24 protein-coding genes and 2 pseudogenes are annotated in these 24,095 nt (G+C 55.5%); 10 read left to right on the top strand and 16 right to left on the bottom strand.

What is annotated here, in order from left to right; all coding sequences use genetic code 11:
* From AC2FNR_RS02140 to AC2FNR_RS02130, 3 genes are all read left to right on the top strand, one after another.
* Entirely contained in the window at positions 1 to 132 is a 132-nt protein-coding gene (locus tag AC2FNR_RS02140) for a DUF2256 domain-containing protein (RefSeq protein ID WP_496848157.1), read from the top strand.
* Positions 129 to 1,361, top strand: a complete 1,233-nt coding sequence (locus AC2FNR_RS02135) for an FAD-binding domain-containing protein (protein ID WP_496847814.1) — start codon at positions 129 to 131, stop codon at positions 1,359 to 1,361. Before AC2FNR_RS02140 ends, AC2FNR_RS02135 begins: the two co-directional genes overlap by 4 nt.
* 110 nt (positions 1,362 to 1,471) lie before the next feature.
* Positions 1,472 to 2,965 (top strand): cryptochrome/photolyase family protein, encoded by a 1,494-nt coding sequence (locus AC2FNR_RS02130; RefSeq protein WP_496847813.1) that lies wholly within the window; start codon positions 1,472 to 1,474, stop codon positions 2,963 to 2,965.
* A gap of 399 nt (positions 2,966 to 3,364) precedes the next feature.
* On the opposite strand, the gene AC2FNR_RS02125 is transcribed toward AC2FNR_RS02130, so the two are convergent.
* The 5 genes and pseudogenes from AC2FNR_RS02125 to queC all read right to left on the bottom strand — a co-directional run bounded on the left by AC2FNR_RS02125 (position 3,365) and on the right by queC (position 5,882).
* The gene (locus tag AC2FNR_RS02125; protein WP_496848155.1) at positions 3,365 to 3,820 is read right to left on the bottom strand and encodes a hypothetical protein; all 456 of its coding nucleotides are present in this window, start codon (positions 3,818 to 3,820) and stop codon (positions 3,365 to 3,367) included.
* Between the two features lie 10 nt (positions 3,821 to 3,830).
* Positions 3,831 to 4,100: pseudogene (gene queF / locus AC2FNR_RS02120) on the bottom strand (preQ(1) synthase); the annotation flags it as partial.
* Between the two features lie 20 nt (positions 4,101 to 4,120).
* Complete coding sequence (gene queE / locus AC2FNR_RS02115; protein ID WP_496847812.1) at positions 4,121 to 4,831, bottom strand: 7-carboxy-7-deazaguanine synthase QueE; 711 nt, start codon at positions 4,829 to 4,831, stop codon at positions 4,121 to 4,123.
* A complete protein-coding gene (gene queD, locus AC2FNR_RS02110; RefSeq protein WP_170356227.1) occupies positions 4,828 to 5,181 on the bottom strand; it encodes a 6-carboxytetrahydropterin synthase QueD in 354 nt (117 codons plus the stop codon). Before queD ends, queE begins: the two co-directional genes overlap by 4 nt.
* Positions 5,181 to 5,882 (bottom strand): 7-cyano-7-deazaguanine synthase QueC, encoded by a 702-nt coding sequence (gene queC, locus AC2FNR_RS02105; RefSeq protein ID WP_496847811.1) that lies wholly within the window; start codon positions 5,880 to 5,882, stop codon positions 5,181 to 5,183. Before queC ends, queD begins: the two co-directional genes overlap by 1 nt.
* A gap of 320 nt (positions 5,883 to 6,202) precedes the next feature.
* Here queC and dctP point away from each other — a divergent pair, with 320 nt between their 5' ends.
* The 3 genes from dctP to AC2FNR_RS02090 all read left to right on the top strand — a co-directional run bounded on the left by dctP (position 6,203) and on the right by AC2FNR_RS02090 (position 10,068).
* Complete coding sequence (dctP, locus tag AC2FNR_RS02100) at positions 6,203 to 7,303, top strand: TRAP transporter substrate-binding protein DctP (RefSeq protein WP_170356225.1); 1,101 nt, start codon at positions 6,203 to 6,205, stop codon at positions 7,301 to 7,303.
* Positions 7,304 to 7,377: 74 nt separating this feature from the next.
* A complete protein-coding gene (locus AC2FNR_RS02095; RefSeq protein ID WP_170756024.1) occupies positions 7,378 to 8,709 on the top strand; it encodes a TRAP transporter small permease subunit in 1,332 nt (443 codons plus the stop codon).
* A gap of 15 nt (positions 8,710 to 8,724) precedes the next feature.
* A complete protein-coding gene (locus AC2FNR_RS02090; protein ID WP_353392356.1) occupies positions 8,725 to 10,068 on the top strand; it encodes a TRAP transporter large permease in 1,344 nt (447 codons plus the stop codon).
* A 56-nt stretch (positions 10,069 to 10,124) separates the two neighbouring features.
* Here AC2FNR_RS02090 and AC2FNR_RS02085 read toward each other — a convergent pair whose 3' ends face one another.
* The 11 genes from AC2FNR_RS02085 to AC2FNR_RS02035 all read right to left on the bottom strand — a co-directional run bounded on the left by AC2FNR_RS02085 (position 10,125) and on the right by AC2FNR_RS02035 (position 21,583).
* Positions 10,125 to 12,344 carry a hybrid sensor histidine kinase/response regulator gene (locus AC2FNR_RS02085; protein WP_496847810.1) on the bottom strand — a complete coding sequence of 740 codons (2,220 nt, stop codon included), beginning with the start codon at positions 12,342 to 12,344 and terminating at the stop codon, positions 10,125 to 10,127.
* 1 nt (position 12,345) lies between these two features.
* Entirely contained in the window at positions 12,346 to 13,515 is a 1,170-nt protein-coding gene (locus tag AC2FNR_RS02080; protein WP_496847809.1) for an FIST N-terminal domain-containing protein, read from the bottom strand.
* 45 nt (positions 13,516 to 13,560) lie between these two features.
* Positions 13,561 to 14,250, bottom strand: coding sequence for a response regulator (locus AC2FNR_RS02075; protein ID WP_170756021.1), 690 nt, complete (start codon positions 14,248 to 14,250; stop codon positions 13,561 to 13,563).
* 133 nt (positions 14,251 to 14,383) lie between these two features.
* Positions 14,384 to 16,150 carry a PQQ-dependent methanol/ethanol family dehydrogenase gene (locus AC2FNR_RS02070; protein WP_496847808.1) on the bottom strand — a complete coding sequence of 589 codons (1,767 nt, stop codon included), beginning with the start codon at positions 16,148 to 16,150 and terminating at the stop codon, positions 14,384 to 14,386.
* Between the two features lie 201 nt (positions 16,151 to 16,351).
* Positions 16,352 to 16,744, bottom strand: a complete 393-nt coding sequence (locus tag AC2FNR_RS02065; RefSeq protein ID WP_496847807.1) for a c-type cytochrome — start codon at positions 16,742 to 16,744, stop codon at positions 16,352 to 16,354.
* A 122-nt stretch (positions 16,745 to 16,866) separates the two neighbouring features.
* Positions 16,867 to 17,406 carry an SEL1-like repeat protein gene (locus tag AC2FNR_RS02060; protein ID WP_496847806.1) on the bottom strand — a complete coding sequence of 180 codons (540 nt, stop codon included), beginning with the start codon at positions 17,404 to 17,406 and terminating at the stop codon, positions 16,867 to 16,869.
* Between the two features lie 85 nt (positions 17,407 to 17,491).
* Positions 17,492 to 18,277 carry an ABC transporter permease gene (locus AC2FNR_RS02055; protein ID WP_496847805.1) on the bottom strand — a complete coding sequence of 262 codons (786 nt, stop codon included), beginning with the start codon at positions 18,275 to 18,277 and terminating at the stop codon, positions 17,492 to 17,494.
* Positions 18,274 to 18,993, bottom strand: coding sequence for an ABC transporter ATP-binding protein (locus AC2FNR_RS02050; RefSeq protein ID WP_496847804.1), 720 nt, complete (start codon positions 18,991 to 18,993; stop codon positions 18,274 to 18,276). The genes AC2FNR_RS02055 and AC2FNR_RS02050 overlap by 4 nt, the downstream gene beginning before the upstream one ends.
* Positions 18,990 to 19,433, bottom strand: coding sequence for a cupredoxin domain-containing protein (locus AC2FNR_RS02045; protein WP_496847803.1), 444 nt, complete (start codon positions 19,431 to 19,433; stop codon positions 18,990 to 18,992). Before AC2FNR_RS02045 ends, AC2FNR_RS02050 begins: the two co-directional genes overlap by 4 nt.
* A 15-nt stretch (positions 19,434 to 19,448) precedes the next feature.
* Complete coding sequence (locus AC2FNR_RS02040; protein WP_209196094.1) at positions 19,449 to 20,411, bottom strand: YVTN family beta-propeller repeat protein; 963 nt, start codon at positions 20,409 to 20,411, stop codon at positions 19,449 to 19,451.
* Positions 20,412 to 20,416: 5 nt separating this feature from the next.
* Entirely contained in the window at positions 20,417 to 21,583 is a 1,167-nt protein-coding gene (locus tag AC2FNR_RS02035) for an ABC transporter substrate-binding protein (protein ID WP_496847802.1), read from the bottom strand.
* Between the two features lie 158 nt (positions 21,584 to 21,741).
* On the opposite strand from AC2FNR_RS02035, the gene pedF reads away from it, so the two are divergent.
* From pedF to AC2FNR_RS02015, 4 genes and pseudogenes are all read left to right on the top strand, one after another.
* Positions 21,742 to 22,422: a cytochrome c-550 PedF gene (pedF, locus tag AC2FNR_RS02030; protein ID WP_480869758.1), complete on the top strand. Its 681-nt coding sequence runs from the start codon at positions 21,742 to 21,744 to the stop codon at positions 22,420 to 22,422.
* 18 nt (positions 22,423 to 22,440) lie between these two features.
* Positions 22,441 to 23,337, top strand: coding sequence for a substrate-binding periplasmic protein (locus AC2FNR_RS02025; protein ID WP_414478925.1), 897 nt, complete (start codon positions 22,441 to 22,443; stop codon positions 23,335 to 23,337).
* A 71-nt stretch (positions 23,338 to 23,408) separates the two neighbouring features.
* Positions 23,409 to 23,987 carry an SRPBCC family protein gene (locus tag AC2FNR_RS02020; protein ID WP_480869762.1) on the top strand — a complete coding sequence of 193 codons (579 nt, stop codon included), beginning with the start codon at positions 23,409 to 23,411 and terminating at the stop codon, positions 23,985 to 23,987.
* Between the two features lie 24 nt (positions 23,988 to 24,011).
* Positions 24,012 to 24,095 (top strand): annotated as a pseudogene (locus AC2FNR_RS02015) ((2Fe-2S)-binding protein); the annotation flags it as partial.

Genomic DNA, 24,095 nt, shown 5'->3' with positions numbered 1-24,095 from the left:
ATGCGTAAGAAATCTGATCTGCCCCAGAAAACCTGCACCAGATGCGGTCGTCCGTTCACATGGCGCAAGAAATGGGCGAAGGTTTGGAATGAAGTCCGCTATTGCTCGGTCCGGTGTCGGCGAGCGCCATGAGCGGTGTGCTACCGGGACTAGCCTTGAGCGACGAACCGATCGCGTTCACCCCAACACGTGCAGCCGGGTTGCAACGTCTTGAGCGCTTTGCGGCGCGCACCGGTCGCCATTACGCAAGCACGCGAAACTACGACTTCGGCGCTGAACGGCGCACGAATGTTTCGGCTTTGTCACCTTGGATACGGCATCGGCTCATAACTGAAGAAGAAGTGCTGATACGTGTACTAGCCTCGCATCGCCTCGGGCAGGCTGAGAAATTCGTGCAAGAGGTATTTTGGCGCACATATTTTAAGGGCTTTCTGGAACAACGACCCAGTGTCTGGTCCATGTACCAATTCGAATTGGTCAAAAGCTATCAAGCGTTGGAATCTGATCCAAGCCTGCAGTTGACCTACAGCCAGGCCGTGTCCGGCGCGACCGGAATCGACTGTTTCGATCACTGGGCGACAGAGCTGATCCGAACGGGATATTTGCACAACCATGCGCGCATGTGGATGGCGTCGATCTGGATTTTTACGCTTCGCTTGCCATGGGAACTGGGTGCGGATTTCTTTCTCAGGCATTTGCTCGATGGTGATCAGGCGTCGAATACACTCAGTTGGCGATGGGTCGCTGGGTTGCACACGAAAGGCAAAACCTACCTGGCCCGCCCCGAGAACATCGAGAAGTATACCAACGGTCGTTTTAGTCCGACAGGTCTTGCACAAGTGGCTGATCCTTTGACTGAAGCTGCCGATCACCCAAGGCGACCAATCGCGCCATGCAACGCGCCACCTTCGGGACCTTATTTGCTTTTGCTGACCGAAGAAGACCTAAGTAGTTACGATATTATGCCGCACGAACCGGCAGGTGTGTTGGGTCTGCTGGCGACTCATGGTCGGTCTCCGCAGCCAATTGGCGAGGCGGCGCAAAGATTTACGAAGGACGCATTGCGCGGCATTCTGGCGAGCACTGACGTGCAGCCTCAATCCGCCGATGACTGGAGTGTCCCAATCCTCGCGGCCGCCCAGCGGATCGGGGTCAGAACCGTCGCCACCGCCTATCCTCCCATTGGTCCCGTACGGGCGCGTCTGGACCGAGCCGAATCCAAATTGGCCGAGGCGGGCGTGCTACTGCATCGGGTAAGACGCAACCACGATAGTATCGCTTGGCCCTACGCCAATGCGGGCTTCTTCAAGTTGAAAACGAAGATCCCCACCATTCTGGCAAATCTTAACTTGTTGCGATGAAGCGGCGCGCGCCGCATAGCCGACGATCGCCGACCCGACAAATGACCAACCATTTGCCAAAGGAGCCACGCGGCATAGTTCGTTGGTAAATACAGCGCTCCGGAACGACCATGCCCATCGCCACGATCCTTCTGCCCAACCAGCTTTTTGCCGATCATCCGGGCTTTTCAGAGCCCCCGGATCAGGTGATTCTGTTCGAGGATCCGCTCTTCTTTGACGATGCGAGATATCCTGCGCGGATGCATAAGCAAAAGCTCTGGCTCCATCGCGCCAGCATGGCACGCTATCATCAGGATTTGATCGCCAAAGGCTTGAACGCCGATATCTACCTTTATGAGAAGCGAACAGATGCGTGCTTGGGTCTGTTGCAACAGCTGGCCAGGGACGGTGTCGATCGCGTGGTGATGGCCGACCCAGTGGACTTCATCGCTCAAAGCCGCTTGAAAAAGGCTGCAGAGGCCGTGGGCATCTCTCTGGAAATACGCCCATCACCCGGCTTTCTGAACACACCAGCAGATAACGCAGAGTGGATCAACGGCCGCAAACGTTGGTTTATGGCCGAGTTCTACAAAAGCCAGCGCCGTCGTCTGGGTGTCTTGATGGACGGTGATCAACCTATGGGTGGCCATTGGAGCTTTGACAAAGACAATCGCAAAAAGGTTCCCAAAGCGATGCTCGGGAGTCTGCCCTGGATTGATTGGCCAGCACATGACGCCATTGATCACGCTGCAAAGAATAGTGTGATCGCAGATTTTCCGGATGCGCTCGGATCGTTGGACACGCTCTACTACGCGACATCCCACAGAGCGGCTGCGGATTGGTTGAAACAATTCCTGGAACGTCGATTTGATCGGTTTGGGGACTTCGAAGACGCCATCGTCGAAGGGGAAAGCTGGTTGTGGCACGCCGTTCTGACCCCCGCGCTGAACATCGGGCTGCTGACGCCCAGACAAGTACTGGACGCGACGCTTGAACACGCGCAGACACGGGATATCCCACTCAACTCGGTCGAGGGGTTTGTCCGACAGATCATTGGCTGGCGAGAGTTCATGCGCGCCACCTATGAAGACCTCGGCGTCGACATGCGGACCACAAATCATTGGGGCCACAGCCGTAAGATGCCCGCCTCGTTTTACGATGGCACCACGGGCATCGACCCGATTGACGACACAATCAGGCGCATTCTGCAGACCGGCTATTGCCATCACATCGAACGTCTGATGGTGCTGGGTGGTTTCATGTTCCTTTGCGAGATCGACCCTGATGAGGTCTATCGCTGGTTCATGGAGATGTTCGTAGACAGCTATGACTGGGTCATGGTCCCAAACGCCTATGCCATGAGCCAGCATGCAGATGGCGGACTTATCACCACCAAACCCTATTTTTCGGGTTCAAACTACATCCGAAAGATGAGTCATTGGAGCAAAGGACCTTGGGCAGAGGTCTGGGATGGCCTGTATTGGCGTTTTATCTTCAAACATCTGGATAAACTTGCACACAATCCGCGCTGGTCAATGATGTGTCGAGCAGCAAGGCGGATGAATGCGGAGATCAAGGAAAAGCATCTAAGCGTTGCGGATGCTTTCCTGGATCAGCAGCCCTGAAAGAGCTATCGGGCATCGATCTATGAATTACCCGGTTCTACTAGGAAATCCATCCTAGGAAAGATAGACAGCCGACCATCTGAGCCATAGGCGACCGAACGAAGACGCTGCCTTCTCCCTCGGGCAACCCTATTTGACAATACCTTGTGCTCAGCTGCGCCTGAGGGCTGCACAAATATTGTCGAATAGCATTGCCTCGCCCCCATCCGCGTTCGCCACATGACAGATCAGCAGTAACAGGCGCCTTCGGCGTCTGGTCTGCAAATCAGCCCTTAATTTGCCCAAAAGGAAGTCAGGATCAACGCAAACAGATCCTTCTCCAACACTGGACGCCACCCGCGTTGCCGCAACACTTCGTTATTCGATATCAAATGCGATTCAATTGCATTTTCTTTCGCGTCAGGCAGGAGATGTGGGCTGCTGGCGGACTACGGACGCTTCTCTTTTCCGTTGCGCATCCCTGACCAGGGCGGCAAGCCGATAGAAACCGTGAGCCATTTTTGTGTAGGGCGTAAGGAGGAAGAGCGCCAGGACTGATCCAAGATGGACAGCAAGCAACACGGGCATAATTGCCGACCAACCGAAAGCGTAGAGAACAAGCCCGCTTAACGCTACAAAGCCAAGCAGTAAGATGAATCCGATATCTCCACCCCAAGCTGAGACGTCGCCAAGATTGCGGTCCGACTTCTGTTTCAACAGGACCATCGCGCAGCAACCGAGAGTGAGCAAAACGCCCCCTTGTACGCCAAACAGCTTTGGCAATGACCAGAACCCGTAAGGTGCGTGATGGTCGAACCCGTAGTGCATGATCGTAGCTACTGAGGTTGAGGCAAAACACAGCAAAAACCCGTACATGATTGCATGATGCACCGTGATTGCGGAACGAGCCCAGAAACAGCTTCAACGATTTTGATTCAACCAGCCAATCACCGGGCACATAGTCGATCACCAAGTGCGCGAAATCCGGCTGCCCCGTCATCGGACACAGCGAGGTAAACTCGGGCGCAGTGAACCGCACGCAATAGTCGATATCGGCCTGCGGGTTCTGTACCCGTTCCAGTTCTGCCGCCTCGGGCGAGGTAGGCAGTTCGGTTTTCCCGCCCAATTGGGTCAGATCGCTGTAGATGGTTTCCATTGTCTTCTCCTGATGGGGTTTCAGACCCCGCGTTTGTTGCCCCACAAAAGGACATGCAGTTGCGGCAGCACCCGAGGGGTGAACCAGCCATCTGCGGTGACTTTATCGACCAGCCACAACAGCCGGTCCGACAGGATTTGCGGATCGACAGGCTGAGTGGGGTCGACCGTCTCATTGCTCGGCTGTAGATACAGTGGCAGCGCCGGATAGCGATCCGCCGCGGCACGGGCCCAAGCGTAGTCACGTTCGTCAAAGATCACGATTTTCATCACTGTTTTGGGGCCGTTTCCAGCAGCCAACAAGCAGGCGTCGAACGCAGCCCAATCTACCGTCTCCCCACTGGAGGGCGGTTTGGGACTAAGAACCAGCGTATCCAGTTCGCTGAACCACGGTTTTGCGATGGAGCCCTGCGTCTCGCAGGCGAACCGATAACCCTCTGTCCGTCCCAACGTGATCAGAGGGGCAAAGTCCTGAATGGCAGGGTTGCCACCCGACAGCGAAACGGTCAAAGGCCGCCCGCCCGACAGGTCGCGCACCCGGCTCCAGACTGCATCCGTGGTCATCGCCGCCCAGTCATGACGATAGGCAGTATCAACCGCATGCAGGCTGTCGCACCAGCTGCACCGGTAATCGCACCCGCCGGTGCGCACGAATACAGTTGGTTCACCGATCAGCGCGCCTTCGCCCTGAATCGTGGGGCCGAAAATCTCGGCAATGCGTAGGCGGGTCATGGGCGATACTCGGCCCATGTTTTCGGCGTTTCGCTGACCCGTACGGCGGCGGTCTCCGGCCAGCGGGCAGCGCACCAGTCATAGAAATGGCGCGCCATATTCTCGGCCGTGGTCAGGATGTTCATCACATCGTTCAGGTGGCGATGATCAAACGTCTCGTCGATATAGGTCTTGAGCGGCTTCAGCTCGCCATAATCGCGGACAAACCCGTCAGCGTTCAGGTCTGTGGCGGCCAGTTCGACCTCAACCACATAGTTATGCCCGTGCATTCGCGCGCATTGGTGATCGTCGGGCAGATGGGTCAGCTGGTGCGAGGCGGAAAAGTGGAATTCCTTGGTGATCCGATACATCAGGCGCTTTCCTTCTGTGCCGTGGCGGCCACCCAGAAATCGGGGTCGTCATAGATGGTTGGGTCGGGGACACCCGCCAGATGGAACGCCTCGCGGCGTTCGACGCAGGTGCCGCAGCGCCCGCAGTGATTGTCACCACCCTTGTAACAGGACCATGTCTGCGCAAAGGGGGTGTTCACACGCGCGCCCTCGGTCACGATGTCGGCTTTGCTGCGATGCACGAACGGCGTGAACAGCGATACATCGGCATAGCCGTCCAGCGCCAGTTTCTGCATCGCTTCAAAAGCCTCGGTGAAGGCGGGACGACAATCGGGATAGATAAAGTGATCCCCACCGTGCACTGCGGTGGCCACAGCATCCGCCCCACGGGCGGCGGCGGCACCGAATGCAACGGTCAGCATGATGGCATTACGGTTGGGCACCACGGTCACTTTCATGCTGTCTTCGGCATAATGCCCGTCAGGCACATCCACATCATCGGTCAGAGCCGAACCGGTCAGAACCGCCCCAACGGGGCGCAGGTCGATGATGTCATGGGGAACGCCAAGGCGCAGCGCGCATAGCGCAGCATAGTCCAGCTCTTTGCGGTGACGCTGGCCATAGTCGAAAGAGATCAGGCCCGCCAATTCGTGATCCTGCGCAACCATATGCGCCAAAGATACCGAATCCAGCCCGCCCGAGCAGATTACGATCGTTTTCATATTTTGAACCCTTGTTTTGTTACCCGGGTAGGCTGCGACCGGGATGTGCCCTGTTATACAGGGGCCTTAGACTTGGCAAGCGGCAACGAAACACCCAATCCACACTGTCGCACACGTTTTCGGCATAGCTATTGGTCGCGTCGTCTACGCCGGGCGGAATGCCCGAATGTAATCGATAGCAAAGCCCTCAGTTCTTCACACGACAGTGAGCAAAGCGCTAATTGGAAAAAAAATATTACCAATTTCTGGCTCACAGGTTATGCTATCCTCGCATCGACATGGCCTGACATGTGCATGGCGATGATCAATGGGAGGAAGAAATGACCAAAAAGCTCATCACGCGCCGCAGCGCGTTTAGAACTATTGCAGGTGCAAGTGCGGCCACGCTGGCGGCCCCTCATATCGCGACCGCAGCGGGTGAAACCACCACCTGGAAGATACAAACATCCTGGCCCGGGGGCATCGGGTTGCAGACGTTCAAAGACTGGTGCGCTACGATCGAAGAAAAAACCGGCGGTGAGCTGGCCTTCCAGGCCTTTGGCGCCAATGACGTGGTTGGGGATTTCCAACTGGCCGACGCAGTGAAGAACGGTGTGCTGGACGCTATCAACCCGTTCACCATCTACTATCAGGGCATCATCCCTGCCGCCGTTTTCCTCAGCTCATACCCGCTGGGGCTGCGTCAGCCGCATGAATATGACACGTTCTATTACGGTCTGGGCGGCATCGACATCGCGCGCGAGCTGCTGGGCCGTCAGGGTCTGCACTTTGTGGGGCCGGTGCATCACGGGCCGAACATCATCCACTCGAAGGTTCCGATCCGCTCGGTTGACGACTTCGCGGGCCGCAAGATGCGCCTGCCAGGCGGTATGGTTGCCGAGGTTTTCTCGGAACTGGGTGCTGAGACAACCGTTCTACCGGGCTCGGAAATCTTCCCGGCGCTGGAAAAGGGCACTATCGACGTGGCCGACTTTGTGGGCCCCGCCGTGAACCACGCCTTGGGCTTCAGCCAGGTGACGGACTATATCGTCATGGGACCTCCGGGCTTTATGTCAGTTTATCAGCCGGTCGACATCATGGACATCACCGTGGGCAAGGCCGCGTGGGACAAGCTGAGCCCACAGATGCAGGAATTCGTGGAAATGGAAACCCACGTCTATTCGGATTTGCACCACGCCGCCATTCAGGCCGCCGACCAGGAAGCTTGGAAAAAATTCGAAGCGGAAGGCACCGAGATCACTCGCTTGTCGCAGGACGATGTCGAGCTGATGACCGAGGTCGCCGTGCCGATCTGGTTCAAATATGCCAACCGCGACAAAGATGCGGCGCGGGTCTTCAAGATCCAACTTGACTACATGATGTCGGGTTCCTTGGGCTATGTGACGCCTGAAATGATCGAAGGCTATACGCTGGACCTGTAGTCCGCTGAAGCCTAACCAAAAGTCCGCGCGAATTTCGCGCGGGCATGCCTTTTCCTTGGAATTCGGAACGTACTATGCCGAGCGTCGATTTCACGCTGCCGCACTGGCTATATTGGGTCGGGCTGATCGCCTTTCCGGCCCTGGCCATGGTGCTGGCACGCAAAGCCCAACCTGAACAGCGCACCTATGGGTTACCGTTGGGCTATCTGATCCTTGTCACCGGAGGAATGCTGGGCCTGCACCGCTTTTACTTGCGCAGCTTGCTGGGGTTGGTCTATCTGCCAGTTTTCCTGCTGATCCTCTACGCCAATGGCGAAGAGCGAACGGCCCGCAACGAATTCTCGAATGCGGTCAATATCGTCCGTCAGGCCGAGCGTACGATCACGCGCGAAGCCGAACGGGTTGCAACCGCCGAGGAAGGGCTGGAAGAACTGCGCGCCGCCGCCGAGGCTGCGCAGGATGGGACAGCATTGCAAAAACGCCGAGCCGAGCGTGCTCTGGAGCGGGCCGAGAAGGCCATTGAAACCGGGCGCGAACGTCTGGCCGAATCCGAAACCGCCCTAGCCGAGGCGCAACCTCTGGCCGAGGCCAGCGGCGCAAACCGCGCTTTGTGGAGTTCGGTAGCACGTTATGCGTTCTATGCAATTCTGGCCTTTATGGCGATCGATGCTCTGATGCTACCGCGACTAGTGGCAAGTGCGCGCGCCAAGGCTGCTGCGGATCCGCATGAGCCTGAAATGGAGATTGATGAAGAAACTGCTGCACGGGCTGCAGAAATGGACCCCGGTGCACGCAAGGCGGACCAGGATTATGCCGAGAACTGGATTGACCGCCTGTCTCTCTATGCAGGTGAGTTCGTCAGCTATTGGGCCGTAATCGCGGTATTCGTCTACTACTACGAAGTGATCGTGCGCTATGTGTTCAACGCCCCCACAAACTGGGCGCATGAATCCATGTATCTGATGTTCGGGATGCAGTACCTGATCGCCGGGTCCTATGCGATGCTGACCGAAAGCCATGTGCGTGTGGACATCTTCTATGCACCGCTGACCAAGCCGAAACGGGCGTGGGCGGACCTGTTCACCTCAATCTTCTTCTTCATCTTCGCGGGAACACTGCTGGTGACGTCCTACATCTTCGCGATGGATGCGATTGCGGTTCCGACCGGCAACTCGGTCGTCTCGGACTGGGCGCGCGGAGAGATGAGCTTTTTCCAGATGTTCGGAGCGCTGACTTTTGGCGATTGGACCGATCCGAATATTCGCTGGGGTGAAATCAGCTTTAACGAATGGGAAATCCCGCTGTGGCCAATGAAATGGATGATGGTCGTGGGCGCGGTTCTGTTGATTTTGCAAGGGGTGTCGAAACTGTCCAAAGACATCCGAACGATTGCACGGGGGTACTGACCGATGGGTCTTGATATGTCCATCGAGCTGTTGACGCTCGTTATGTTCGGCTCGCTGCTGGTTCTGCTAATGGCAGGCCTGCCGCTGGCCTTTGTGACCGGAGGCCTGGCCTGTGTCTTCCTGTTCGTTCTGGGGGATGCGCGTGCACTGAACATTGTGCCCAGTCGGATTTTCCCGCTGATGACGAACTATCAACTATCCGCAATTCCACTTTTCATCTTTATGGCCTCGATGTTGGAAAGGGCCGGAATCATCAACGACATGTTCGATGTGATCTACAAGGTGCTCGGTGGGCTTAAAGGTGGTCTGGCTGCGGCAACAATCATCGCCTCGACCGTTCTGGCGGCGATGGTGGGTGTGATCGGCGCAGCTGTGGTGACGATGGGAATCATCGCCCTGCCCGCCATGCTGAAACGCGGCTATGACACAAAGATCGCCATGGGTTCGATCATGGCCGGGGGGACGCTGGGCATCCTGATCCCGCCCTCCATTCTGGCCATTATCTACGCCGTTGTTGCCGAACAATCGGTTGGGGAGCTGTTCATCGGCGCGGTCATTCCCGGCCTGATGCTGTCGGGTATGTACATCATCTATGTGGTGGTGCGGTCCTATATCAACCCGGTTCTTGGCCCGCCAATCCCGGTTGACGAGCGTATCTCGAACCGAGAAAAAATGCGCCTGCTGGGCAAGATGTCCGCGCCCATTGCGCTGATCGTAATTGTTCTGGGCGTGATCTTCTCGGGCGTTGCAACCCCGGTTGAGGCGGCGGGTATCGGCACCTTCGGCGCCTTCATCGTGGCCGCGATCCACAACAAGCTGGACTGGCCCACAGTGCGCGAGGCGTGTCTGACCACGCTGAAAGCCTCGGCTATGGTGATTTGGATCATGTTCGGTGCAACGATCTTTGTGGGACTTTACGTTCTGGAAGGCGGTCAGCAATTCGTCCAAGAGACGATGCAAGGCGCGGGTCTGGGCCCTTGGGGTATCCTGATCGTGATGCAGATTCTGCTGGTGGTTCTGGGCATGTTCTTGGACTGGGTCGGCATCCTGTTGCTGTGTGTCCCGATCTTTGTACCGATCATCAAGGCGCTGGGGGCGGCTGCCTTTGGGTTTGATGACCCCAATGATTTGGTCTTGTGGTTCGGAGTTCTGTATCTTGTGAACATGCAGATGAGCTTTTTGTCACCACCTTTCGGCTATGCGCTGTTCTACTTGCGCGGTGTAGCGCCACCGTCGATCCCAATGACGGACATTTTTAAAGCCGCCTTGCCGTTCTTGTTCCTTCAAATTGTCGGGTTGGTGATCTGTATGCTGTTCCCTTGGGTGGTGACCTGGTTACCAAACATTGTTTACGGATAGACGTCAGGCGCGGGCAGAGTAAAATCTCTGCCCGCGGGCGTTAAACCTAGGCACAATCAAGCGGCGGACGCGCCTTTCAGTGCGCTTTCGATAATTGATTTCAGGTGCCGAGCGTCAATCGGCTTTCGCAGCAAAGGCAGACCCACTTCCTCACAATACTCGGTCAATTCTGGCGAACGATTGGCCGAGATCACACAGGCAGGTAATGGACCGAATTCCTGCCATAACACGTCTATCGCCTCAGTTCCGGTCATACCTTTGTTCAACTGGTAGTCGGCAACCACAATATCCGGAAGAATGCCAATTTCCTGCAGCAAGCCAACCGCTTGTGCCTGACTTTCGCATTCCAAAACCTGCACGCCCCAGGATTCCATTGTCATGGTCAACGCCGTGCGCAGATTTTCGTCGTTCTCAATCAACAAAACAACCGCGCGTGTCAGAACCTTGGTGTCTGGCGAAGCCAAATCAGCAGACCGGCCATAACAATGAGACGCCGGTTTAGCCAAAGGCACCTCTACCGAGAAGACCGACCCCTTTCCCAATCCGGAACGTAACTTCATAGGATGTTTCAACAGGACACACGCGCGCTCAACGATAGCCAGCCCAAGTCCCATTCCTTCGGCAGCGCTGGCATCCGAATGAAGCCGTTGGAATTCCTGAAAGATGATATCTCTCTGATCCGGTGCAATTCCGATACCGGTATCCCAAACCTCGATCACGATAGAATCTTTTCGACGCCGGGCGCCAACCAGTACCTTGCCTGCTTCAGTGTAGCGAATGGCGTTTGACAGAAGGTTCTGCAGGATGCGCCTCAAATAACTTGCATCGCTTTGAACCAGCGCGCCGCAAGAGACGACGCGCAGCTCCAATCCCTTGGCCTGTGCGACCGGACGAAAGGAATCTTCGAGCTGCGAAAACACGTCATCTATTGGCAATGTCGACAAATGGACAGTTGCCCGTCCTGAATCCAGTTTAGAAATATCAAGCAGCGCATCCAAAATATGTTCAACGCTGCTAAGTGCACTTTCCGCCTTGGCGGCCACGTCCCTCGCGTCTGTTTCGTTCAACCCACTTCCAAGAGTGGCAACGTAGAGCTTAGCCGCCGACAGCGGTTGCAGCAGGTCGTGACTTGCGGCGGCAACAAAGCGCGATTTCGAAGCATTTGCCCGTTCCGCGTCCTTAAGCGCATCCGCAAGCTCTTCGGTGCGGGCTGCGACGCGCTGTTCCAGCAAGGCTTTCGAGTCGTACAACGCCTGGGCAGATTTACGCTCAGCGGTCACATCGGTGAACGAAATCACAAATCCCCGGTCGGACATTTCCTGCGCGAAAACAGACAGGATCTTTGCCCGACCGCTATGCATCTCGAACCTCAACGGTGGCCGTTCGGACGTTCGGTTAACCCACGCAAGCAGGTCGGCGTCACTTACGCCCTGTGCAAAGCGGATTGTGGTGCTCAGGCGATTGAACAGAGTTTTGAACTGCGCACCCATCTGGAACTGCGCATTTGGGATTGCCAACAATTCACTGGCCCGGTTGTTCCAACCAATAAGCCTCAGCTTACTGTCAAAGATACATACACCCTGATCGATATGTTCCAGAGTAGCACGGATAAGTCGGGCCTTGTCGTCAAGAATGCGGTCCCTCTCCTGACGTTCGATACGCATGATATCCGTGACATCAGTTTGCAAGATCACTGTGCCACCGTCGGGTGTCCGATGTTCAGAGACTTGCATCCAACGATTGCCATTCAACCTGACGTTAAAAACAACGTGGTCATCCGCATGGCGCGCGATACGACGTTTTGCCCAGTCCCACGGCGACACTGCCTCGGGGAGTGACAAAAACCGCGAGCGACTAACCAGTTCAACGTACTCGGTAAATTGCAAACCAGGCACCAGATGAGGCTGGATATCGGGCATGTGTATACCAAAGCGGCTGTTGCACAGCACAAGCTCTTCTTCCAAGTTGAACAGGGCAAAGCCCTCTTGCACCGTTTCTATTGCATTCGCGAGGTCCGCCCGCGCCGCCTCTGTTGCCTGATTGGCTTGAGCCAGACGAGCATTGGAGTCGTTCAGCAGATCCAGCGCACGTTCAAGATCGAATGTCCGAGCGCGGACTTCCTGTTCCAGCACTGCAGCCCTTTGAAACTGTGCGTAAGCTGCGCCGCTTGCATCAGTCGATTCCTCAACCCTGCGCATCAGTGCCTCGGCGATCTTCAAAAGCTTTTCATTCTGCCGGTCTGGTGGATCGTCCGGGTTGATCAGGGATTCAATCATGTCAATCCTCTTCCGGCGGGTAAATCGCAACCCCCGTCAACGTTTGGTTGACATGGATCGAATTGAATTGCTCGCCATAAGTAGAAAACCCAACCACGTGATTGTCGGCGAGGATTGCAGACAAAGCACCCGTCATCTGTTTTTCCTGCGCTTCCAGACGCCTGAGGATACAGTCGCACCCAAGAATAGTATCCGGAGCCTCGGCTTCTGTTAGGCCCTCGATTTCTTGCTCGAGATGCTCGACCATGTCGCGAGGTTCAGCCAAAGTCAGAACCAATCCTTCGTCGATGGCCGAGAAAAACACCAAATCCCCGTTCTCATCCACGCGCTGAATGGCCCGAACGTGATGCTGCCCGCCAATCTGTACGACGACCGGATGCGCAGCAAAGGTGAAGGTCGTCAACTGTTCGGGGTCTTTGCCCAGAATACGGGCGTATTCGCGCGCGGCAGGTTCTGCGTTGATCTCACGAACGATCCGCCGGGCGGGGTCGGCTTTGGTCACGACCATTCGTTGCGCTGTTGGCACCAGATGATCTGTCTTGAAAACCTTGATCGGACATCGAGTTCGTATTTGCGCCAGAATTGCAGCATTTTCCAATGCCTGCCCGTCGTGCAGGACGTAAGTTGTTTCGAAATCCGTTCCATCCCCGGCGGAACCCCCAAACAACGGAACTGGCCCTAACCCCAACGCGAGTTCTGAAGTCAGCGCGTCTTCTTTCGTTGAAAGCCCGTCAATCAATAAAAAGGTGAATTCGTGGTGCCAGTCAGGGTTTGCCTCCGTCATTTCATTACGGTTTCGGATCATCTGATGAATCAGATCCTTAGCCAGAAATGTATCCAGATCAGGTACTGGCAAGATGCGAGCGTCGAAATGTGATGCAGGCAAGCCGATGGCCACGATCTGGTTTTCTGTATAGCCGGCCCCCGCCAATTCACCGGCTGTTGTACAACCAACCACTGGCGCGGGCGCAAAGGCTTCGGTTGCCTGTGCAATAACCGATGCAGCGTCAGCTCTATCCGTCACAAAAAGAATGACCAGAGATAACTCTCCGGCACCGAAAGTCTTCAATAGTCCGGTGACCGCGTCTTCGGTGTCGTATGGCACACATGCAGTTCTTACGATACCTGGCGCGCGGGTCGGAGCCGTTGCCCACCCGACAGCTTGGTCCATCGAGCCTCCTCCCTAAAGCGCGACGATTTTCTGTGAGTATGCAGCTTAACTCGACTCTTGCAAGACACTGGCAAAGGACGCTTTCTTTGCTATCAAAACGGCCTGCGTACGACTTTGGACACCCAGCTTGCGCATGATTGCAGTGACATGCGCTTTGACCGTGGTTTCGGCGATCGAAAGGTCATAGGCAATTTGCTTGTTCAGCTTGCCTTCACAGATCAGCTGAAGAATACGGGACTGCTGATTGGTCAACGTTGCAAGCCGCCCGACTGCATCGCTTTGTTCATCTGCGCCGTCCAGATCGATCAGAACGCATCCATCCGGCAAAAAGACATTGCCCGCGTGAACGGTTTCGAACGCGGTTCGAAAGACGTCACGCTGGCTGTGTTTTGGAACGTACCCAGACGCACCCGCGTGAATAACCTGGCTAATCACCCGATTGTCCGTCATTGAAGACACAACGATCACAGGCGCATTTGCGACGGCCTTCAGACGGACAAGCCCATCCAATCCGTCAACGTCAGGCAAGTTCAGATCCAGCATGATTGCGTCAGGTTTCAAACCTCCTGCAATCATCTCAAGCGCATCTTCCAGACGGTCGGCGGTGTGGATTTCACGGATATGAGCCACGCTTTGTAATGTCATCGACAAAGCGTCACAAAACAAAGGATGATCATCGACGATCAGCACATTCTCGAAATCGTTTTGCCCGACGGCATTTGCAAGCATTCGCATTGGCCTTTGCAATCATGTTGCCCAACCTACCAAAGCGTAGCAAGAGAACAGAGTCACGCCAACTGGCGGAAAGTCGTATAAAAAACGCGCGCCCAAGCGAGGCGCGCGTCAAAGTCATGAGTTGCGGAGAAGATCAATTTGCCGACGCTAGCTCCTTGGGCAATCGGAAAGTCCACAGCGTGCCGCCCTGGTTCAGATAGTTAACCTTCTTTGCCACTTCGCCGCCCCAAAGCGGAACTGCGCCACCCCAGCCAGAGATGATCGAGACATACTGCTCGCCATCCTGTTCCCATGTCACAGGCTGGCCGACAATCCCGGACCCTGTTTGGAACGACCAGAGTTTCTCGCCGGTCTCATCATCCAGCGCGATGAACTCGCCTTCGGGTGTGCCAAAGAACACCAAACCACCGGCAGTGGTCATCACACCTGACCATAACGGCGCGTCGTTTTTGTACTCCCATTTCCACTCCCCGGTATCCGGGTCGATGGCTTTAAGAGAACCGATGTGGTCTTCGTAATTGGGCTTGATGGTAAAGCCCGCGCCCAGATAGGCGGCACCTTTCTTGTAGGTGATCGGCTCGTTCCAGATATCCATACCCCATTCATTTGAAGGCACATAGAAATTACCGGTGTTTTGAGAGAAGGCCATTGGCATCCAGTTCTTGCCGCCCAGGAAGGACGGCGAGGCAAAGATAACCTCACCTTTCTTACCATCGGCTGCTGCAGCCGGGTCACCGGGACGATTGTTTTCGACAAAGATCGGGCGACCCGTGTCATCCACGCCATCGGCCCAAGTAATGTCTTTGACAAAAGGCGTCGCCGAGACGAAAGCACCGTCTTCGCGGTTCAGAACATAGAAGTAACCGTTGCGATCCGCTGTGGCAAAACGCTTGTTGCCATCACGGTCTGTATAGGCCACGACTTCGTTGACACCGTCATAATCCCAACCCTCGCGCGGGGTGGTTTGAAAGTGCCACTTGATGTCGCCAGTCTTTGGGTCGATCCCAATACGGCTGGCGGCATAGAGGTTGTCGCCTTTGTTGCCTTCAGTCGGAGTTCCAGCGTCCCGCAGCCACGAGTTCCAAGGCGCTGGGTTGCCCGCGCCAAAGACCAGCGTATCCGTGTCCGCATCATAAGACCCACCCAGCCAGGTCGCCCCGCCACCGGTTTTCCACATGTCACCGGGCCACGTTGCGTTCAGCTCTCCGGTCATAGTGCTTTCTTCACCATTCAACGTGCCCATGTGGCCTTCAATCACCGGGCGTTCCCAGACCAGATCACCAGTGTTCACATCGCGCGCTTGAACAGCCCCGACGATGCCAAACTCGCCCCCGGAATTGCCGGTGATCACCAGTCCATCTACGATCAATGGAGCAGCGGTATAGGAATATCCCGCCTTGTAGTCGGCAATCTTATCACGCCAGACAACGTCTCCAGTGTCCTTGTTCAGCGCCACAATCCGTGCATCCAACGTTCCGAAGATTATCTTGTCGCCGTATATTGCGGCCCCGCGATTAACCACGTCACAACAGGGCAGGATACCTTCGGGTAGACGGGCATCGTATTGCCAGACCTCTTTACCGGTCTCAAGATCAATCGCATACAGGCGAGAGTAAGAGCCGGTGATATACATCATGCCGTCGTAGATCAGCGGCTGGGTTTCCTGTCCGCGTTGTTTTTCCCCTCCAAGGCTGAAAGCCCAGGCCGGCAGCAGGTTTTTGACGTTGTCCCTGTTAAGCATGTCCAGTGGGCTATAGCGCTGAAGGTGCCGCCCCATACCGTTGGTTACGACTTGCGTGGTGATCGTTTGGTCATTGGCCAGATCGTCTTCGGTAACTTCTGCATAGGCCGCGCCTGCTGCAATCACACTTGCAACAGTTGCCATGATAAACCGGCTCATCTGTGTCCTCCCTAGACTTATGTCTTTCCTCCGCGCCGAATCTCCGACGCATCGGGATTGCAGGCGAGAGTATTATTGGCGGGCAGAACTCGTGGTGAAATTGCACAATGGTCGTAGGGCGGAAATCATGGCTTTCAAGCGCGATCGTCAATTATTCTGGATAAACCAGTTTTCCTGACCAGCTTCGGCCAACGCTCGGTTCTAGTCTGAGATGCTGCTTAGATATGCCAGAATAAAGTCTTGAACCGTGCGATCATCGATGCCGACATGCCGCATCTTGGTGCCCGGCATGAAGCCGTCGTTGTCTTCCATCCATGCCCGCAGAGCGGCCGGTGTCCAAACGATACCGGAACCAGCCAGAGCATCCGAATACTGATAACCTTCTACAGTCCCTGCTTTGCGCCCAACGACACCGTCAAGTTGCGGACCATAACTTGGACCAGTTGCATCTGGCGCGTGACAGCGTCGGCATTCAGAGAAAAAGAGCGTCTCGCCCGCCTCAATCTTGACTCGGTCGAATGTGGATTGAGCAAGTGTTGGCGCTTTCGAAACGGAACTGACGGCGAGGCCGAGTAGCAGGGTAAGATGTTTCATGTGGTCCTCCTAACGTTGGCCGAACTGTAAATCCGCGGCCATCGATACCGGCTTGACGTGGGTCAAGAAAACCGAGGAAGAGCATCATCCTTTAGTCGTAGTTCTCAGAAAAAAAACTGGGTTCAGAATAGAGGTGCGTATTTCCACTCGTCAGCGTCGGGTGTGACTTCGTTAGGATCATAGCCCGAATCCCTTAGGCGTTTGGCGATCCTGAGGCCGTCCTGTGCGGCCTCGTCAACATAGGCCCGACCCAGTTCCTCGTTCCTTGTTACACCGTGACCACGCAAAAGGTTGAGACCATAGTTGAACTTGCCCACCGGATCGCCCAGATCGGCGGCGCGCTTGTCCCATGCGGCCGCTGCATCAGGGTCATAGGGTCCGGCCAGCCCATTGTTATCCAACTGACCCATCCAGGTCATTGCACCGGTGTACCCTGCTTCGGCACAGGTGCGAAACAAGCGTCGCGCCAGATCGTGGCGGCCTGACTTTGTCATGTAGTAACCAGCAGCGCAGGTGGTCATGTCGGTTACGCCATTGTCGATGTTGCTGAGGACTTTGCCCCAGCCCGTGTCCTGCGGGTTAAGCGTTCCGTACTCGTCCTCAATGGTCTGCGCCGTGACTGCAGACGCCAAAAGCAGAAAAAACGCAGCAATGCGGATCATGGCAGTACCCTCCGGTTTTCGACAATGTACAGTAGAATGTACAGTAGTCGGCCTACGATTTCACCGTGGTATTGGTCGTAGATGCTTAGCCGCGCTTCATGCCACGCGCCGGATCGTAGCCCCAAAAAGCAAACCCAAGAAAAATAATACCCGCCAATATCGTCCACCCCAATGCCACAGCATTAAACTGCCCATAGAGCGCGAATCGGATTAGCTCGACCGCGTGCGTAAAAGGGTTAAGCGCGCAGATATCTCTTAATACGGCCGAACTTTCTGCCATCTTCCAAAGTGGATAAAGTGCTGAAGACAGAAAAAACATCGGAAAGATCACAAAGTTCATGACGCCCGCAAAATTCTCAAGCTGCCTGATCGCCGAGGACAAAGCCAAGCCCAACGCGCCCAGCATCAATCCAGCGACGATCAGCGCTGGAAACACGTAGGCGTATCCGATCCAGGGCATGTCGATACCGTAAACCGCAGCGACCGCCAGAAAAGTATAAACCTGCAGGATCGATATCGTCGTGCTTGCCAACAAGCGACAAAACAGCAACCACCACCGCGGCAAAGGGCTGGTGAGCAGTAGCCGCATCGACCCCATTTCACGGTCGTAAACCAGGCTGAGAGAGCTTTGCATGCCATTGAACAACATGATCATGCCGCACAGGCCGGGGACGATGTAGATCTCATAGGTGATATAAGTCTGGTACGGCGGAGTAATCGACAAACCCAATGCTGCGCGAAAACCAGCAGCGAAGACAACTAGCCAAACCAGAGGACGTACAAGCGCCGCAACAAACCGGCTGCGTTGCCGCACGAACCGCAAGGCTTCTCGGATCAAGATTGCGCGCAAAGCGATCATTGCATCGATCATGAAGCCGCTCTGGTCATCGACAAAAAGGTATCCTGCATCGGAGCGCCGCCAGTGATGTCTCGGCAAATACCCTGATCCAGCAACTTACCACGATGAAGGATCGCCACTTGGTCGTCTGGCCCGATCTCGTCGGTCAAGTGGGTAGCCCACAACACCGTCAAACCGTCTTGCGAAGACAGGTCATGCACATGTTTGGTGATGGCATGACGCGACGCAGCATCAAGCCCAACGGTTGGCTCGTCCAACAAGAGGACCGAAGGCACATGTATCAGGCATCGTGCTATTTCCAACCGTCTGCGATGACCTCCATTCAGATCACGCGCACGTTCAGTAGCACGTTCAGCCATATCCAGACGCTCTAGTACGGCTGTGATGCGGCCCTCAGCTTGGCGGCCGGACATACCGTGCAAAGCGGCAAAATAACTGAGGTTTCGATGAACCGTCAGGTCCAGATCAAGCGTAGGCTGTTGAAAAACGACCCCTATCTTAGCCAAGGCTTTCCGCGGGTGTTTCGCGATGTCAATTCCAGCGATTTCAATCTCACCCTGCCTGGTGGTGAACAACCGTGTCAGCAGGGAAAACAGCGTTGACTTACCTGCCCCATTCGGGCCCAGCAACGCACAAAACGCGCCCTGCGGGACGTGAAAACTCACATCATCAAGAGCGCGTTTCTCGCCATAGGCATAGCTGACGTTTCGGACCGTTAGCCCTGTCACTTAATGGTAATCTCCAGCCGCTGTGTCTCACCGGTGCTGCCCGGCACTTTCAGATAGTAGCTGCCCGGCTTGATCGCGACAAAGCCTATTTCCATTTCACCGGCCTCGTCGAATTCGATCGAATCCAAACCCAGCGGCCGGATCTCTAAACCTTCTACCACAATCTCATCGACCCAGATGGCACGAAAGAACTCGGGGCCGATGATGGCAAGCTCCTGACTTCCGTCACCTTGAATTTCGAACTCGTAGTAAGTGCCGGATTTTAGTTCCCACGGAGAATCGGCCAAGGGTTCTCCGGCTGAAAGGATGATGGGCGGTAGGTCTTCCTTGTTTTTGGCCGACAACAACCCGGCCAGGCCGAACCCCGAGTCATCGTCGGCATTGACGAGGCTGGGTAAGGTCATCGCGGCAGCAATTGCCAGCGTGGATAAACGCTTCATTTGAATTCTCCCTGATCAGTTTGTCGGGCGGAACGCTGCGCCCCATGGGAACCGCCCGACCTTGATGGTTTTGATTGGTTCACGTTTTGCAACATCGATGACGGTCACATCGCCGGACACACCATTTGTAGTGAACAAGAGTGATTTGTCCGCGTTGAAATCCATGTGCCAAACCCTACGACCGACGAGGATGTAATCCTCAACCTCATAGGTGTCGGGATTGACCGCTGCGACGTGGTTCGAAGGTCCAAGCGCGACAAAGGCAGTTTTGTCTTCGTTGGACAGTTCAAACCCTACGGGCTGAACTCGATCAGGATGCACACCTTCGACTTCAAATTCAATCTTGGCTTTTTCGGTCTGGGTTTCCACATCAAAGACAGTGATCGTACCGCCAATCTCGGAACTCACCCAAAGCTCGGTTCCATCCTTAAGGAATTCGGCGTGGCGTGGGCGGGAATCGACCAGAGTATTGGCGAAAAGCTCCTGCGTTTCCGTGTCGATCCAATGAGCCATATTGGTGGTTTCAGAAGTCGTGATTGCGATTTTTCCATCCGGCGACACCGCCATGCCTTCGGGTTCGATCCCGACGTCGATCTGCGCGATAACCGTTCGCGTTTCAGTATCGACCACAGTGGTGATCGCGTCATCCTCGTTGGCGATGTAAAGATGACGATCATTGGGATGTAGAACGAACTGCTCAGGGTCTTCGCCAGATGGCAAGTCGTGCAGTATCTCTCCGGTTTCGGGATCCATGACCTGAACCGAGTCGCTGTCGGAGGCGCAGATGTACAGCACCGAGAAATCTTTCGAAAACGTAATTCCCCTCGGCCGCTCACCAGTTTCAATCGTGCGGATGACCTCAAGAGTCTCGATGTCAATCACGCTGAGCGTGTCGTCTTTTTCGTTGCTGATCCACATCTCATCCGCTGCTGCGGGAACGCACAATGCAGCAGAGGCCAATAGTGTCGCTAGTCTCATGCCCGTTACTCCTTGAATGCCTGACACTGACTTTCCGCCTCATCAACTCCAAGCGTATCCAGTTCTGTACGCTGATGTAGAAAGCCTTCCAGTGGCGCCATGGCGACCACCGCGCGGTCTGTGACCAAAGGAATTGGTTGCCGCAATTGCCCATTCCAAAACCTGAAGTTCATCGCCCTACCCTTGAACCCGGCAAGTTCGAATTCATCCGACAAAATATAGTCACGCAAGACCGCAGGGTCGTCGGACTGGGTACGTGTCACGGCTTCGCCCAGCGTTCGGTATGCCGCCCATGCGGCGTAGTCTTTGGACATCATGGTTCGGCCCGACTGCTCAAAGAACCGATTCTGCATCTGGGCCGCACCCCATTGTTCGACCACACGCGACCATGTGACGGGCTTAAGACCATCGGAACCAGCAACAGGGCGCGCCTTCCAGGTGTTGAATTCGACGTAGCGGCCGAAATCGTCCAATTCATCGGCCAATAACAGGACGTCATAGTCGCCGAATTCCTGCGTGAACAACGGAACTTCTTGCGCTGCGTTGCGACGCAGGTCAGCATCAAAAACCCAGGTCTTTTCAGCCCTCAGATCAAGACGGAATTTCTGCAATGACCGTTTCAGCGCGTCGGCAAAAGCTTGATCTTCTGGGTGGTTTCCAGAGATCAGAACCAGATCCTGCCAGCGGCGTTTGACCAGAAATTGAGCCAATGCGTCCGTGCGCATTAGCCCCGACGGCAAAGTGTGCAGCAGGTTCGGCCGACAGTCCTGCTCGCGTATGGAAAGTTCAGGGGAAGATGCATTGAAAAGCACCGCACCATCGGCCTCGACCAAGTCCGCGACCTGCAACTGAGCAGAGGCAGGCGCATCAAGAATTAGAAACGGACTGTCCGACAATGCCTTACGCGCTGCTGTAATCCAATCCTCACCGTCAGAAACGGTAGTGACTGTAAGCGTGTAGTCGTGTCCCAGAAACTTAGCGGTCGTCAGATTGTCTTCCAGCGCCAGTTTGGCACCCGCCGAACCAAGATCATCTGGAATCGGATCAAGGTTGGATAAAACGGGTGGACGCGCGACCTGCTGTTGTAGGTAAGTCACTGAAATACCAATCTCTGCCAACGCAGTGCCAGGCAGAAGTATCAGTGCCGCTACCGCACGGAACATCTTAATCATTTTCGCGCCTCCTCCTGCGCCGCCTTAGTAAAAACGGCCAAAATGCAGCCCACCATAAGACCTTAGTCGCAAACCTGCACGGATGTGCAACCAAGGTCGAATTTCACGCTGAGTCCTGCTGCGGTATGACCGTGAAAAGCATCGTAAAGGAGGAGAAGATGCGTCTTGGATTTCACAGCACATTGCTGGGCGGCCTTGTTGCCGGAGGTATGGCGCTGGCCCATGGCGATGTCGCCCCACAACCAGTCAACACAGACATCCTTCCAGATGTTGGAGAAGATTGGCTGATTGAAAACCCCTATCGCGACCAGGGCGAAGAGGTATGGCAGGCTGCAATCGAAATAGGCGATTCCGGCTATAACCAGAATTGTGCCCGCTGCCATGGTCTTGGTGTCGTATCGGGAGGGTTAGCCCCTGATTTGCGGTATCTTGAAGCCGAGGAATATGGCGACGAATGGTATGTAGAGCGGTTCCGCGAAGGTTATACGCAAAACGGTATTACTAAGATGCCCGCCTTTGGCGAATTGTTAGGACAAAAAGCAGCGTGGGCCATTCGAACCTATATCGAAACGCGTCCGGATGACGGCGCGCTGGACGATCACTCGGACCGCCTGAAGGAAATCAGGGATCTTCTGGCAGCAATGGCCGGCGGCGCCGAGGGGGACACGGCAGCGCTTCAATCGGAATTGACCCAGATCGCCGAAACTATCGAAACCGGATCCGGCGCGCCCGTGGCCGACAGCGTGGCTCTGCGTGCGGCGGTATTGATATCTGGGAATGCACCCAATTTCGCCGAAGCCGCTGAACAACTTACCATTGGATTGTCCGCCGCGCAGTAGCGCGGCAGAATGGGGCGCATGATCAAGTACGTTTTCGTTTTCTCCCTGTTGGCCACCACCCTGTTTTCAGGACCGGTTTTGGCCAGGTGCGAAGATCATGTGCCCCAGCCCAAACCTCAGAACGCAAGCCGAGATATCGTCGGTGCCGATCTCGATACCATAATCGACCGCGGTTATATTGAATTCGCAGCCTACGAAGACTTTCCCCCTTGGTCGTTTGAGAGAGACGGTACTATTCAAGGTGTCGATATTGAGATTGGAAAACTCATCGCCAGTGATCTAGGGGTCGAAGCTCGGTTCAATCTGGTCGCTGCCGGAGAGAACCTTGAAGCCGACTTGCGCAATTGGATCTGGAAAGGCCCGCTGATTAACGGCCGAGTTGCAAATGTGATGTTGCATATCCCCTACGACAGCGAGTTCGCGTGCCGGGTCGAGCAGGTTGTTTTTACTGGCCAGTACCACGACGAAGAAATCGCAATTGCCTATCGTCGGGATGCCTACCCCGAGGATCCTCCGGTCCCGGCTTATTTCCGGTTCGATTCGGTAGCGGTCGAAAATGACTCAATCGCGGATTTCTACCTATCCGCCTTTCCGGGGGGGCAACTTTCGCGCAACATTCGTCGGTTCAAGACAGCCGAAAAAGCTATGGAGGCATTGGCGGCAGGCGAAACCATGGCTGCTATGGGACCTCGGGGCCAGCTTGAGACCGGATTGACGCCTGACTTGGGAGTCCATGCGCCACCGCTTCCTGGGTTTGCTGTCAGCACCTGGACGAATGGTGTCGCCGTTCACTTTGCGTATCGCGGCCTCAGCTACGCCGTGGATGACGCCATTTTTGCAGCGCTTCAGGACGGGCGTATTGCTAACATCTTTGCGGAATATGGCCTGACACATTCGCCCCCGAAACTGCGGTGACTACACCCAAGGTCTTATAGGCACCGGGCAGATCACCGCGTAGCTTAACCGAAAATACTGGAGGGAGTGACATGGAACTACATGACAGCCGCGTCATTGCGGCCCCACGTTCCAAAGTCTGGGAGGCACTGCTATCGGCCGACATTCTGAAAGAATGTGTCCCCGGCTGCAAAGAAATGTCGGGAACAGCCGAAGATGGGTTTGCCGCGACAGTGGTGCAGAAGGTCGGACCCGTAAAGGCGACCTTCAAAGGTGAAGTGACCCTTTCGGACATGGTGGATCAGGAAAGCGTCAAGTTATCTGGGGAAGGCAAAGGCGGGGCCGCCGGATTTGCCAAGGGTGCAGCAGATGTCACCTTGTCGGATGCGCCCGAGGGAACATTGCTGGCCTACAATGTCGATGCGCGTGTGGGCGGCAAGCTGGCTCAGCTAGGGGGGCGGGTCATTGATGGTGTGGCCAAGAAAATGGCCGACCAGTTCTTTGAAAATTTCCAGAATGCGGTCGAGGAAGAACCTCAGCCCGTGCCTACCGAGGCTGCGCCCGAACCGGCAGCGGCCGCTGCTGTGTCCGAAGTGTCGCCTGAGCCAGCTCCGGCAGCGCCGCCGCCGGAAGAGAAAAAAGGATGGTTCAAGCGCCTGTTCGGTGGTTGAACCGAAAATTAAAGGGAGGAAAATCTGATGAAGGTTTCGATGACTGTGAACGGCGTAGCTGTGAGCGGTGATGTTGAGGGTCGGACGTTATTGTCTGGATTTTTGCGT

It is taken from the genome of Ruegeria sp. SATB045 (assembly GCF_059613525.1).
Note: the sequence above shows the minus strand (reverse complement) of the source record. Positions and strands in the feature narration are given on the sequence as shown.

Bases quoted from the DNA above. Each gene is read 5' to 3' on its own strand.
- AC2FNR_RS02045 (WP_496847803.1), bottom strand. From the start codon at position 19,433: ATGAAGCGTTTATCCACGCTGGCAATTGCTGCCGCGATGACCTTACCC.
- AC2FNR_RS02040 (WP_209196094.1), bottom strand. From the start codon at position 20,411: ATGAGACTAGCGACACTATTGGCCTCTGCTGCATTGTGCGTTCCCGCA.
- queC (WP_496847811.1), bottom strand. From the start codon at position 5,882: ATGAAAACGATCGTAATCTGCTCGGGCGGGCTGGATTCGGTATCTTTG.
- AC2FNR_RS02055 (WP_496847805.1), bottom strand. From the start codon at position 18,277: ATGATCGATGCAATGATCGCTTTGCGCGCAATCTTGATCCGAGAAGCC.
- AC2FNR_RS02140 (WP_496848157.1), top strand. From the start codon at position 1: ATGCGTAAGAAATCTGATCTGCCCCAGAAAACCTGCACCAGATGCGGT.
- queD (WP_170356227.1), bottom strand. From the start codon at position 5,181: ATGTATCGGATCACCAAGGAATTCCACTTTTCCGCCTCGCACCAGCTG.
- AC2FNR_RS02095 (WP_170756024.1), top strand. From the start codon at position 7,378: ATGCCGAGCGTCGATTTCACGCTGCCGCACTGGCTATATTGGGTCGGG.
- queE (WP_496847812.1), bottom strand. From the start codon at position 4,831: ATGACCCGCCTACGCATTGCCGAGATTTTCGGCCCCACGATTCAGGGC.
- AC2FNR_RS02070 (WP_496847808.1), bottom strand. From the start codon at position 16,150: ATGAGCCGGTTTATCATGGCAACTGTTGCAAGTGTGATTGCAGCAGGC.
- AC2FNR_RS02065 (WP_496847807.1), bottom strand. From the start codon at position 16,744: ATGAAACATCTTACCCTGCTACTCGGCCTCGCCGTCAGTTCCGTTTCG.
- AC2FNR_RS02085 (WP_496847810.1), bottom strand. From the start codon at position 12,344: ATGATTGAATCCCTGATCAACCCGGACGATCCACCAGACCGGCAGAAT.
- AC2FNR_RS02090 (WP_353392356.1), top strand. From the start codon at position 8,725: ATGTCCATCGAGCTGTTGACGCTCGTTATGTTCGGCTCGCTGCTGGTT.
- pedF (WP_480869758.1), top strand. From the start codon at position 21,742: ATGCGTCTTGGATTTCACAGCACATTGCTGGGCGGCCTTGTTGCCGGA.
- AC2FNR_RS02125 (WP_496848155.1), bottom strand. From the start codon at position 3,820: ATGTACGGGTTTTTGCTGTGTTTTGCCTCAACCTCAGTAGCTACGATC.
- AC2FNR_RS02135 (WP_496847814.1), top strand. From the start codon at position 129: ATGAGCGGTGTGCTACCGGGACTAGCCTTGAGCGACGAACCGATCGCG.
- AC2FNR_RS02035 (WP_496847802.1), bottom strand. From the start codon at position 21,583: ATGATTAAGATGTTCCGTGCGGTAGCGGCACTGATACTTCTGCCTGGC.
- AC2FNR_RS02025 (WP_414478925.1), top strand. From the start codon at position 22,441: ATGATCAAGTACGTTTTCGTTTTCTCCCTGTTGGCCACCACCCTGTTT.
- AC2FNR_RS02060 (WP_496847806.1), bottom strand. From the start codon at position 17,406: ATGATCCGCATTGCTGCGTTTTTTCTGCTTTTGGCGTCTGCAGTCACG.
- AC2FNR_RS02130 (WP_496847813.1), top strand. From the start codon at position 1,472: ATGCCCATCGCCACGATCCTTCTGCCCAACCAGCTTTTTGCCGATCAT.
- AC2FNR_RS02080 (WP_496847809.1), bottom strand. From the start codon at position 13,515: ATGGACCAAGCTGTCGGGTGGGCAACGGCTCCGACCCGCGCGCCAGGT.
- dctP (WP_170356225.1), top strand. From the start codon at position 6,203: ATGACCAAAAAGCTCATCACGCGCCGCAGCGCGTTTAGAACTATTGCA.
- AC2FNR_RS02020 (WP_480869762.1), top strand. From the start codon at position 23,409: ATGGAACTACATGACAGCCGCGTCATTGCGGCCCCACGTTCCAAAGTC.
- AC2FNR_RS02075 (WP_170756021.1), bottom strand. From the start codon at position 14,250: ATGCGAATGCTTGCAAATGCCGTCGGGCAAAACGATTTCGAGAATGTG.